Genomic DNA, 445 nt, shown 5'->3' with positions numbered 1-445 from the left:
TGGCGATGGCGTTGGCGGCGTCGTGGAAGCCGTTCGTGTAGTCGAACCCGAGGGCGAGCGCGACGACGAAGACGACGAGCACAGGTTCCACGGGGGCTCAGGACTCCTTGAGCGCGATCGTCTCGACCGTGTTCGCGACCTTCTCGAACGCGTCGGCGGCGTCCTCGAGCTTCTCCACGATCTCCTTGAGCTTCATCAGCAGGATCGGGTCGGAGATCTCGTCGAACATCTGCGCGAGCAGCTTGCGGTGCGACTTGTCGGCCTGGTTCTCGAGGCGGTTCACCTCGACCCAGTACTCCTGCAGCGAGTCCATCGAGCGCAGGCGGGGCATGGCCTCGGCAGTGAGCTCGGCGGCGCGCTGGAGCACCTGGACCTGGTCGGAGACGCGCGCGGGCAGCTCCTCGACCTTGTACAGGACGATGAGGTCGGACGCCTCGTCCATGTA

Annotated in this window: 1 protein-coding gene; it reads right to left on the bottom strand. The window is 65.6% G+C overall.

Annotated elements, in window-relative coordinates:
• Positions 1-97: 97 nt before the first annotated feature.
• Positions 98-445: DUF47 domain-containing protein (locus G3I71_RS47655; RefSeq protein WP_164325191.1), on the bottom strand; the 348-nt coding region annotated here is incomplete at its 5' end.

The organism is Streptomyces sp. SID12501 (genome assembly GCF_010550245.1).
Classification (GTDB): domain Bacteria; phylum Actinomycetota; class Actinomycetes; order Streptomycetales; family Streptomycetaceae; genus Streptomyces.
The sequence above is the reverse complement of the archived record's forward strand: the minus strand, read 5'-3'. Positions and strand labels throughout refer to the sequence as shown.